Origin of the sequence: Cellulosilyticum ruminicola JCM 14822, from assembly GCF_001311925.1 — a bacterium.
GTDB classification, from domain to species: Bacteria; Bacillota; Clostridia; order Lachnospirales; family Cellulosilyticaceae; genus Cellulosilyticum; species Cellulosilyticum ruminicola.
The window spans coordinates 20,367-31,514 of the sequence record NZ_BBCG01000042.1; the positions used below are offsets into that span (position 1 = coordinate 20,367).

The following is an 11,148-nucleotide window of genomic DNA, read 5'->3' on the forward strand; positions in this document are numbered from 1 at the left end:
GTGTAACTGGTGGAAACCTAGTAAATCATAAATAGATTTCATTAAACACATAGTGAGAAGACTGAAGAGTTTTCACTAGAAAAACGATTAATTCACATACAAGAATAGTGGGTTAATCGTTTTTTATCTAATTTAGTTCAATATAACTTTACATAAGAAAATGTAATTTGAATGATATACGTTAGTTATATATTGAAGTGTATATATGAATTGCAATACTAAGAATATATAAGTTCAAATATATTAAAAATATAGCATATTAACTATAAATATATTAAGACTAAAATATAAAAGGATTGAAGAAATATAACTTGATATATAAACTTATATATAGGGGGAAATATCATTTAATATATCAAAGTAGATATTAGTTGATATTAGATTATATATAGATGTATAAAATTACATGGGAGATATATTGGATAGAATATTAAATTACCTATAAATTAAATCATAAGTCATGTAATGATAGGAGGAAGTAATATGTCAAAAGTAATTTTAGTAGGGGAACCTATGGCGTTATTTATTGCTGAAGAGCAAGGGACATTAGATACTGTAACGAGATTTACAAGATCAGCTGCTGGAGCAGAAATGAATGTAGCAATTGGTCTTAAAAGACTTGAACATGAAGTATGTTATATTACTAAATTAGGAATGGATCCATTTGGAAAGTATTTAATTGATTTTTTAAAAAGCGAAGGAATTGATACAAGCAAAATTTGTTTCGATGATCATTATCCAACAGCATTTCAATTAAAAGCAAAAACAGATGAGGGAGATCCAGACGTAGCTTACTATCGAAACGGTTCTGCAGCATCTAATATTACAGTTGATGATGTAGATAGCATTGATATGAAAGGTTTCGATCACTTCCATTTAACAGGAATTTTTCCAGCAATATCGGATTCATCAAGGGCAACATTATTATATCTTATTGAAAAAGCTCAAAATAATGGACTTACAACATCATTTGATCCTAACCTTAGGCCAAGTCTTTGGAAAAACAAGGAACAGATGATTGAGATTATTAATAAGATTGCATTTAGATGTGAAACAGTGCTTCCAGGTATTAATGAAGGAAGAATCTTAACAGGTCTTGAACATGAAAGTGATATTGCAGACTTCTATTTAAATAAAGGTGTAAAAAATGTTGTTATTAAAATGGGACCAAAAGGTGCTTATGTAAAGACACAAACAGAAGAAAAATACATAGATGGTTATAAAGTAGAAAAAGTGGTCGATACAGTAGGAGCTGGAGATGGATTTGCAGTAGGCTTCCTCAGTGGACTTCTTGAAAAAGAACCAATTGATAATTGTGCAGATAGAGCAAATGCAATTGGTGCAATTCAAGTAATGCATGCAAGTGATAACGAAGGTCTTCCAACAAGACAAGAATTATTTGATTTCATGAAAAAAAAATAATCCCCAAAATAAAAGATGACTTCTCTTCTTAAAGAAAAGTCATCTTTTATTTTGGGGACAGGTCTTTAAATTACTATTAACTATAAACGTGCAAAATTAGTTCCAATAATTTCCTAGTACGATTTTGAGCAAAAAAAACATTTATGACATCTCTTGATATAATTAAGTCGACAAAAACCATAATCATAAGAAGATTACATAAATGTTTAATGACTTAATTATAAATGATTCTTTGGATATAATCAAATTCCTAAATAAGTTAAATCTTGATTTATTTTATTCTAAATCTCAGTACTCACATATCATCGCATTCATTTCATCTATGATGCTCAAAGGTTTTAATGGTAAAATTGCAGATGTAAATGAATTTAATATCGAAAAACATCGCACAATAATTTCCAGATTTCTTAACAAAAGTTCATAGAAAAACAGTATATGGACATCAGTTTATTACTGTTATGCTTTGATGTGGAGAACTTGTGCTCCCGTATGAGATTGTACTTTATCAAAAAGATGCGTTCAGTAAAATAGAAATAGCTGCAAACCTATTAAAAGAGCTACCGCATCCAGTTAACAAAGGCTATGTTTTAGCTGATAGTTGGTATAGTTGTGCGGTATTATTTAATGCTGCAACTTAGATAGGGTTTAACTATCTTGGTGCTCTAAAATCTAATCGTAAAATCTTCCCTAGAGGTCATAGAAAAGATAGTATAAAAATTAATAACTTTATTAAAACACTTAAGCAACATGAACTTGACTTGGTGACAGTCAAGGGTAAGACTTATTATACATATACCTATCTTGGTAGAATTAATGGATTCAAAAAGGTAAAGATTATTATGAGTTGGCCTGAAAATGCTCTTTGGAATAAGCATGCTTTAAAATGTTTTATTAGTCTAGATACTGAACTGTCTACTAAACAGATTTTAAATCATTATCTTAAAAGATGGCCTATTGAAACATTTTTTAGAGAAACAAAAAGACGATTAGGCTTTGATAAATAGCAGATTCATACAATAAGAGGAATAAAACGATATATGTGCTTATTGATGCTATGCAGTATCTATACTGCGAACTAGAAGTTCAAGGCGTGTCATTAGGATTTAGTAAGGGATTAAAGGAAGCTAGAAATGAAGTGAAACGCCTTGAAATAACTTGGATTTATGAGCAAGCGACAAAAGGGATTTCAATTCAAAATATTTTTAAAAAACGAGGTATTGCATAGGGAAAAGTATACCCTTTTATATTGGAATATTATTCTATTAATATATTGGTAATTAATTGGGTGCATTTATGCAAGATTATAGTTTTTTAATTTTAATAAAAGGTTGCATTATGTGGTGATATATTTTAAGGTTAGAAGAAGAATATAGTACGGTTAAATAAAGGAGAACATAATGGGAAAAATAATACTTATTTATATTGTTATCATTAATTTGATGGGATTTCTATCAATGTGGTTAGATAAGAAAAAAGCAATTAAGCATCAATATCGTATTCCTGAAAAAACATTATTTATATTAGCAATTTTAGGTGGATCGATTGGAAGTATATTAGGAATGAATAAGTTTCGCCATAAGACCAAGCATTGGTATTTTAAATATGGTATACCATTCATTTTAATTGTTCAAATTATATTTATTTACTTTGTATATAAATATTTAGGTAGCATGAATCTTTTAGAGGAGTTTTTGGGGACAGGTCTTTAAAATAGAATTTTTAAAGAATATTTGATGCATATAAAATATAAAGAAGTAAATAATAATCCTAAGAGGTGATTATTATGCAAAATGATAATGGGAATTTTGAGAAGTATAAGAATCAAATTGAAGGATTTACACATAAAGTAATGGATGATGCAGAAGATTTTAGCTATAAAGCATTAGATGGTATGCAAGAATTAGGATATAAAGCTATAGAGGGAACGGAGTATTTAGGAGCTAAGGCTATAGAAGGAGCTAAGGCTTTAAAGAAGGGAACTCAAAATGTACTTCATAAAACAATTAAAGGTATGGAAAATCTAGAAGATAAAATGAAAAATAAATAATTTAAGTGAGTTAAGAGCATAATCATCTTATAAATTTACAGAAATAAATTTATAAGATGATTATGCTTTAATTTTTAATGATTAATGAGGGAAAATAAATGAGTCATAAGGAGGCTAGTTGTTTTTATGAGAAGGTATATGAGTGAAATGATAGGAACATTTGTGTTTGTATTATTTGGGTGTGGGAGCATAGTGCTTCAAGGTGGAAATTTAGTGAATTTAGGCAATTTAGGGATAGCTATTGCATTTGGATTTTCATTTATAGCTATGGCATATGCAATAGGCAATATATCAGGATGTCATATTAATCCGGCTGTATCATTAGCTATGTATATGACAAGAAATTTATCATTAAGAGATTTTTTTATTTATAGTATATGCCAATTTATTGGTGGAATTTTAGGAACTGGTGTATTGATTAGTATTATAAATTTATCCATTAATATAGGTACTGCAGCTGAAATAGGATTAGGACAAAATGGATATGGCACAGCATCAATGGTAGGATTAGGGTTATTAGGTGCATTAATAGTAGAATTCATTTTTACATTTGTATATGTAATTGCGTTATTAGGGGTATTATCATATGACCGAACAAATCATTTAGGAGGAATTATACTAGGTTTAACATTAGTAGCTATATATATATTAGCAATTCCATTAACAGGTGGTAGTATTAATCCTGCAAGAAGCTTAGCTCCAGCAGTATATTTAGGTGGGACAGCATTAAGACAAGTATGGGTATTTATTATAGCCCCATTTGCTGGTGCAGCTGGGGCGGCAGTATTCTGGAACTTCATGACTAAAGAATTGACAATATAAAAAGAAAAAATATAAATAGAAAAATACACTAGCCTTTATTGAAAAGACTAGTGTATTTTTCTATTTGGTAAAGTTATCTACTATGTTAGAAAAAAACAATTTAACATTGTAGATCCGTCCCAAAGTTTTAGACTAGATAAGAGTAAGTGTTTCGTCTAGGCCAAGCATAATATTCATATTTTGTACGGCTGCGCCAGATGCACCTTTACCTAGGTTGTCTAAACGAGTGATGAGCATGATTTGGTCATCGTTTCCGAAAACGAAGATTTCAGCTTTATTTGTGTTATTACATGCAATTGGGTTGAAGAAGTTTGAGTCTAAGCATTGAGATGGATTAAATGGCATTACTTTTACAAAATTTTGATTAGCGTAGTAATCGCTTAAATATTTATGAACATCAGCAGGTGTTACTTTTTTGTTTAATAATCTTGTATGGAGTTGAATAGCTACTTCGAGTCCTTCGTAGTAGTCGGCGATAATTGGTGAGAAAATAGGCGCATAAGTAAGACCTACTTTTTGCTGCATTTCTGGAATGTGTTTGTGATGAAGTCCAAGGGCATAGTGGCGTGGTGTGTCATATGTAGGGAATAAGTTTGAGCGATTAGGGTCATTGTATTCCGCAATTGCAGATTTTCCAGCTCCGCTGTAACCTGAAATACCATGGGCAGTTACAGGATAATCTTTTGGAATGATACCACCATTTACTAAAGGATACATAGGAAGAATAAATGCACTTGCATAGCAACCTGGTACAGCTGTACGCATAGATTGAGCGATTTCTTGGCGTGCTGTTGGTGTTAATTCTGGAATCCCGTAAGTCCAGTTTGGATTTGTACGATGTGCAGTACTAGCATCAATGATTTTTGTATGGGTGTTATCAGGATTAATCATAGAAACAGCTTCAATAGAAGCAACATCTGGTAAACATAAGAATACAATATCTGCTGAATTGATAAGTTCTTTACGTGCATCATAATCTTTCCTTTTATCTTCATCTATTTTTAGTATATTAACATAGGGATGATTGACTAAACGTTCATTAATTCTTAGGCCGGTTGTCCCAGCTTGACCATCAACATAAATATTAAACTTTTTAGTAGGCATAGTATTTTGACTCCTTTGAATAAAAATTTAGTGATTGTATAATTATACATTATAGTTTGAAATGATTTAAAATTCAATTATAATATATAAAATAATTATATTTGAATGTTATACTCAGATGTAAGGGGTATCTAACTAAAAATTTAGTAGATATTGTTTAAAGTGAGTTACTAATCAGGTGAATTATTTTAAGTCCAAAGATAGAATAATAAATTATAAAGGGGAGAGTTGTAATGAATTGTTTTGAGGTACAAATAAATGTGATAACTGAAGGAAAATCAGATTATAAAGCTACTCTAACAGGTTATGTACCTGATAATATTATGAAAAATGAAAAGCAAAGATTAAGGCCAGCAGTGCTTATTTTACCAGGAGGTGGATACGAATATACATCTGATAGAGAGGCAGAACCAATTGCATTAGAATTTTTACGTAAAGGTGTATGTGCCTTTATATTAAGATATAGTATAGCACCAGCTAGATTTCCACAGGCATTATGCGAGGCATTAAAATCTATAGCCTATATAAGAGAGCATGCAAATGATTGGGATATTGATACAAATAATATTGCGGTGTGTGGTTTTTCAGCAGGAGGACATTTATGTGCAAGTGTAGGTGTATTTTGGAATAACTCTATATTAGATGCATATATAAATAAGAATAGGGACTTCGTAAAACCTAATATGCTAATTCTTTCTTATCCGGTAATAACAAGTGGTGTATATGCACATCGAGAATCATTTGATGCACTTTTAGGTCAAAATCAAACTAATGAAGCATTAGAAATGGTGTCTCTTGAAAAACAGGTGACAAAAGATGTACCACCTACATTCATTTGGCATACATATGAAGATGGCTGCGTACCGGTGCAAAATACAATGCTTTTTGTAAATGAGTTAATTGCCAAAGATATTCCAACGGAAGTTCATATTTATAGAAGAGGAGGTCATGGATTATCATTGGGAAATTATTTGGTAGATGTTCAAAGAGAATTTGGAGGAGAGCATATGTCTAGTGAATGGATTCGACATGCTATTAGATTTATATTTGATAATAAAGAGTTAATTTAGGAGATAGTAAATGAAGTTAAAAAATATCTTTAACAGAATGGTAATAGTAGGTTTGCTTATTGTATTACAACTAGGTATTTTAATAACAGTTATTTGGAAGTTAAGTACATATTTTATGTATTTCTATGGTATATCATTGTTATTAAGTGCTGTGGTATTGCTATATTTAATAAGTAAGAAAGGAAATTCTTCTTATAAAATAGCGTGGGCAATTCCAATATTACTATTCCCTGTTTTTGGAGGGTTTCTTTATATATTGTTAGGCAATACCAAAACAAATAAAAAGTTAACAAGGGGATTGAAGGAGATTAATAATAGGACGATTCAATTTTTGAAACAGGATCCAAAAATAATTGAAGATATACAAGGGGAAGATAGAAGTATAGCTAATCAAATGAAATATATTAAGGATTTTTCATTATTTCCGGTCTATAAAAATACAACTAGCGAATACTTGTCGCCTGGAGAAGATTTTTATAGACGATTAATAGAGGAATTAAAAAAAGCAGAGCATTTTATTTTTCTAGAATATTTTATTATACGAGAGGGAACTATGTGGAATGGTATATTAGATATTCTAGAGGAGAAAGTGAAACAAGGAGTAGATGTACGACTTATATATGATGATATTGGATGTTTAAAAACATTACCATATAAATATAATGAACGTATTGAAAAGCTGGGTATTAAGTGTATGGTATTTAATAAATTAGCACCTGTTGTATCACTTATTATGAATAATAGAGATCATAGAAAAATTACGGTTATTGATGGACATACAGGTTTATAGGCGGTGTAAATCTGGCTGATGAATATATTAATGAATATGAACGTTTTGGATATTGGAAAGATGCAGCGATTATGCTCAAGGGTGATGCTGTATGGAATTTAACTATAATGTTTTTACAGATGTGGGAGTTTCATCATGGAATTAAAGAGGATTATACATTATTCGAACCACATAAATACCATCCAGCACCTTTTGAAAGTGATGGTTATGTGCAACCATATGGAGATAGTCCATTGGATAATGAAACAGTGGGAGAAAATGTTTATCTTAATATTTTGCATAAAGCTAAAGAATACGTATATATTAGTACACCATATTTAATAGTAGATAATGAGATGATGGTAGCACTTGAATTAGCAGCTAAAAGTGGTGTGGATGTAAGAATTATAACACCACATATTCCTGATAAATGGTACGTACACACACTTACTCGAGCATATTACTTACCACTTATTGAAGCAGGCGTAAAAATTTATGAATATACACCTGGATTTATTCATTCTAAAACATATGTATGCGATGATGAGATAGGTGTAGTTGGTAGCATAAATATGGATTATAGAAGCTTATATTTACACTTTGAATGTGCAGCTTTATTATACAAATCAAAAGCAATTACACAGATTAAAGAAGATTATATTAAAACATTAGATGAATGTATATGCATTACCCAAGATGATTGCATTCATATTACTTGGAGAAAAAGATTACTTAGAATAATTTTACGTCTCTTTGCACCATTAATGTAAGATGAAATAAGGGACAGGTCTTTAAAAGCATTGCTAGTAACACTTTTAAAGACCTGTCCCTTATTATTTATTTATTTATTTATTTATTTATAGGTTTTTTGAGGAATCCTAAGATAATAGCTCCTACAATTGAACCAACTGCTAATGATACGAAGTACATTAATGGATGTCCAATAACTGGAAGTACGAAGATACCACCATGTGGAGCATTAAGTGTACAATCGAAGAACATTGCAAGTGCACCTGCGATACCTGAACCGATTACGCATGCTGGAATAACTTTTGCTGGATCTGATGCAGCGAAAGGAATAGCACCTTCTGTAATGAATGATAATCCCATTACATAGTTAACGATACCTGATTCGCGTTCTTTTTGTGTGAATCTGTTTTTGAAGAAGGTTGTACAGATTGCAATAGCAAGTGGAGGTACCATACCACCAATCATTACTGCAGCCATAAGGTTTGTATTACCAGCTTCAAGAGCAGCAATACCTACTACGTATGCAGCTTTGTTGAATGGACCACCCATATCGATAGCCATCATTGCAGCTAAAAGGATACCTACGAAAACAGCACTACCTGTACCCATGTTTAATAATGTATCTGTAAGCCATCCATTAACGAATGCTACTGGAGGATTGATGATGAATGTAATTGCAGCACCAATAAGACAAATACCTAATAATGGATAGAGAAGTGTTGGTTTGAGACCTTCAAGAGATTGAGGTAATACAGATAATACTTTTTTAAGACCAACCATTAAGTAACCAGCTGCAAAACCAGCAACTAATGCGCCTAAGAATCCTGAACCACCAGCGTTAGCAAGTGCTCCACCAACGAAACCTACAGCAAGTGCAGGTCTTTCACCAATACTCATTGCAATATAACCAGCAAGTACTGGAAGCATGAATCCGAATGCAGTACCACCAATTGAGTTAAACCAAACTGCAGCAGCAGAGTTTGAACCAAGTGAGTCTGTGTAACCAAGTAATGAATCGATTAAGAATGCGATAGCAATTAATAATCCACCACCGATTACAAATGGAAGCATGTGAGATACACCATTCATAAGGTGTTTGTATAATTGACGTCCAAGACCTTCGCTTGTAGCTGTTTCACTATCATCAGAAGTTCCTGCTTCAGAAGAGTGGTAAACTGGTGCATCACCAGCAGCAGCTTTAGTAACAAGTTCTGTAGCTTTGTGAATACCATTAGCTACTTTAGTGATAATAACTTTTTTACCATCAAAACGAGTCATTTCAACATTTTTATCTGCAGCAACGATAATACATGTAGCATTTGCAATGTCTTCTTTTGTAAGAGCATTCTTAATACCACTTGAACCATTTGTTTCAACTTTACATGTAATACCAAGTTCGTTTGCTTTATTTTGAAGTGCTTCAGCAGCCATGTAAGTATGAGCAATACCTGTTGGACAAGCTGTAACGGCAAGGATTTGGTATCCACCTTTGTTTTCTTTTTTAGCAGCTTCAGCTTTTGGTGCTTCTTCTTTAGCAGTATCATCACCAAATTTTTCTGTTTCTTTAGTATTGATAAGTTTTAAGAATTCTGTATTATCTTTTGAATTGACAAGAGATTCTCTAAATTTACCATCCATAAGGATAGTTGATAATCTAGAAAGTACATCTAAGTGTGTGTTGTTTGCACCATCTGGAGCAGCAATCATGAAGAAAAGATTAGATGGAGCACCATCTAAAGATTCATAATCGATTCCATCTTTGCTAACAGCAGCTACAAGTGTAGCTTTTTTAACAGCACCAACTTTAGCATGAGGAATAGCAATACCTTCTCCGATACCTGTTGTACTGAGTTCTTCTCTAGCAAGGATAGCTTTTTTGTACTCTTCTTTATCGCTAATGTTGCCTGTAGACATCATAAGGTCTACTAAGTTGTCGATAGCTTCAGACTTTGAATTTGCTGTGAAATTCAAGTTGATACTATCTTGGCTGAGTAAATCTGTAATTCTCATTATAAGCCTCCGATTAGTCATAAATTAAGTTAGTTGAATTGAGTATATTAAATAATACTAACTGTATTATAGCTCTGAATTAAAGCTGAGATAATAAATCATCCACCTTATCAGCTGTCGCAAGCCAAGGTGAAAATGCTGTTGCACTACCTGTAGCTGTTGCGAATTTAAGAGCTTCTTTTAAGTCTTTTGATTTAAGGTATCCAGCGATGAAACCAGCAACCATAGAATCTCCAGATCCTACAGTATTAACTACAGTTCCTTTTGGAACAGAAATTTTAACTACTTCACCTTCGTCTGTGATGAGGATTGATCCATCTCCACCCATTGAAATAAGTACGTTTTGAGCACCCATTTCTTGAAGTTTACGTGCATAAGTTACGATTTCTTCGTCTGAATTAATTTCTACATTGAACATTTCCGCAAGTTCAATGTGGTTAGGTTTAATAAGGAATGGTTTGTATTTAAGTACATTCTTTAATAAATCTTTTGTTGCATCAACAACTACATTAATGTTTTTGTGAGCAAGTTCTTTCATAATATCCTGATAGATACTATCTGGTATGCTGTTTGGAATACTTCCTGCAAGAACTAAGAAATCACCTTCTTGAATTTCATCAAGTTTAGCAAAAAGTTCTTTTAAATCAGCTGGTGTAATTTTGGGTCCCATACCGTTAATCTCTGTTTCTTTCTCTGCTTCGAGTTTAACGTTAATTCTTGAAAGACCTTGATCTAAAGTAATGAAATCGCAGTTTGACCCAAGGTTAGTCATAACTCTTTCAATTTCCTTACCTGTAAATCCAGCAACAAAACCAAGAGCTTTGTTTTGAATACGTAAGTTATTAAGTACAATAGAAACATTAATACCTTTACCGCCTGGATATACTTCTTCTTTAAGACTTCTATTAACAGCATTAATGTTCATATTAGCTAAATGCATAATGTAATCTAAAGAAGGATTTAATGTTACAGTATAAATCATGATGTTACCTCCTTACATAAAAATAAAGTAATGTGAATAATTGAGAGCTATAAAGCCATAAGTATTATTATAATTTCAATATAGTTTTAAGTAAAGTATAAACTATAAATAAAACTATAAGTTTAGTATTTCCAAGAGACAAGATAATATAATTTAAATAAATGTAATAATT

11 protein-coding genes and 1 pseudogene are annotated in these 11,148 nt (G+C 31.7%); 9 read left to right on the forward strand and 3 right to left on the reverse strand.

Going from position 1 to position 11,148, the window contains the following annotated elements; translation table 11 throughout:
• Positions 1-483 precede the first annotated feature (483 nt).
• The 7 genes from JCM14822_RS12890 (at position 484) to JCM14822_RS12920 (ending at position 4,291) form a co-directional block, all read left to right on the forward strand.
• Positions 484-1,422 (forward strand): sugar kinase, encoded by a 939-nt coding sequence (locus JCM14822_RS12890; RefSeq protein WP_054742793.1) that lies wholly within the window; start codon positions 484-486, stop codon positions 1,420-1,422.
• A 479-nt stretch (positions 1,423-1,901) separates the two neighbouring features.
• Positions 1,902-2,060: a hypothetical protein gene (locus JCM14822_RS20380; RefSeq protein WP_157047756.1), complete on the forward strand. Its 159-nt coding sequence runs from the start codon at positions 1,902-1,904 to the stop codon at positions 2,058-2,060.
• Positions 2,061-2,426, forward strand: a complete 366-nt coding sequence (locus JCM14822_RS12900; RefSeq protein WP_330377527.1) for a transposase — start codon at positions 2,061-2,063, stop codon at positions 2,424-2,426.
• A 35-nt stretch (positions 2,427-2,461) separates the two neighbouring features.
• Entirely contained in the window at positions 2,462-2,647 is a 186-nt protein-coding gene (locus tag JCM14822_RS12905; RefSeq protein ID WP_054742796.1) for a hypothetical protein, read from the forward strand.
• 172 nt (positions 2,648-2,819) lie between these two features.
• Positions 2,820-3,131, forward strand: a complete 312-nt coding sequence (locus tag JCM14822_RS12910) for a DUF1294 domain-containing protein (protein WP_054742797.1) — start codon at positions 2,820-2,822, stop codon at positions 3,129-3,131.
• Between the two features lie 74 nt (positions 3,132-3,205).
• Positions 3,206-3,469, forward strand: coding sequence for a hypothetical protein (locus JCM14822_RS12915; RefSeq protein WP_054742798.1), 264 nt, complete (start codon positions 3,206-3,208; stop codon positions 3,467-3,469).
• A gap of 126 nt (positions 3,470-3,595) precedes the next feature.
• On the forward strand, positions 3,596-4,291 hold the full coding sequence (locus JCM14822_RS12920) for an MIP/aquaporin family protein (protein WP_054742799.1): 696 nt from the start codon (positions 3,596-3,598) through the stop codon (positions 4,289-4,291).
• 132 nt (positions 4,292-4,423) lie between these two features.
• Here the strand turns inward: JCM14822_RS12920 and argC are convergent, their stop codons facing one another.
• A complete protein-coding gene (argC, locus tag JCM14822_RS12925; protein WP_054742800.1) occupies positions 4,424-5,395 on the reverse strand; it encodes an N-acetyl-gamma-glutamyl-phosphate reductase in 972 nt (323 codons plus the stop codon).
• A 233-nt stretch (positions 5,396-5,628) separates the two neighbouring features.
• Between argC and JCM14822_RS12930 the strand changes: the two genes are divergently transcribed.
• Together JCM14822_RS12930 and cls are read left to right on the forward strand one after the other, a co-directional pair.
• Positions 5,629-6,465 carry an alpha/beta hydrolase gene (locus JCM14822_RS12930; RefSeq protein WP_054742801.1) on the forward strand — a complete coding sequence of 279 codons (837 nt, stop codon included), beginning with the start codon at positions 5,629-5,631 and terminating at the stop codon, positions 6,463-6,465.
• Between the two features lie 10 nt (positions 6,466-6,475).
• Positions 6,476-8,004 (forward strand): annotated as a pseudogene (cls, locus tag JCM14822_RS25075) (cardiolipin synthase).
• A gap of 79 nt (positions 8,005-8,083) precedes the next feature.
• Here the strand turns inward: cls and JCM14822_RS12940 are convergent.
• Entirely contained in the window at positions 8,084-9,994 is a 1,911-nt protein-coding gene (locus JCM14822_RS12940) for a PTS fructose transporter subunit IIABC (protein WP_054742802.1), read from the reverse strand.
• 79 nt (positions 9,995-10,073) lie between these two features.
• Complete coding sequence (pfkB, locus tag JCM14822_RS12945) at positions 10,074-10,976, reverse strand: 1-phosphofructokinase (protein WP_054742803.1); 903 nt, start codon at positions 10,974-10,976, stop codon at positions 10,074-10,076.
• Positions 10,977-11,148: the final 172 nt, after the last annotated feature.

Coding starts and splice junctions, on each gene's coding strand:
- JCM14822_RS12890 (WP_054742793.1), top strand. CDS start 484: ATGTCAAAAGTAATTTTAGTAGGGGAACCTATGGCGTTATTTATTGCT.
- JCM14822_RS12910 (WP_054742797.1), top strand. CDS start 2,820: ATGGGAAAAATAATACTTATTTATATTGTTATCATTAATTTGATGGGA.
- JCM14822_RS12915 (WP_054742798.1), top strand. CDS start 3,206: ATGCAAAATGATAATGGGAATTTTGAGAAGTATAAGAATCAAATTGAA.
- JCM14822_RS12920 (WP_054742799.1), top strand. CDS start 3,596: ATGAGAAGGTATATGAGTGAAATGATAGGAACATTTGTGTTTGTATTA.
- argC (WP_054742800.1), bottom strand. CDS start 5,395: ATGCCTACTAAAAAGTTTAATATTTATGTTGATGGTCAAGCTGGGACA.
- JCM14822_RS12930 (WP_054742801.1), top strand. CDS start 5,629: ATGAATTGTTTTGAGGTACAAATAAATGTGATAACTGAAGGAAAATCA.
- JCM14822_RS12940 (WP_054742802.1), bottom strand. CDS start 9,994: ATGAGAATTACAGATTTACTCAGCCAAGATAGTATCAACTTGAATTTC.
- pfkB (WP_054742803.1), bottom strand. CDS start 10,976: ATGATTTATACTGTAACATTAAATCCTTCTTTAGATTACATTATGCAT.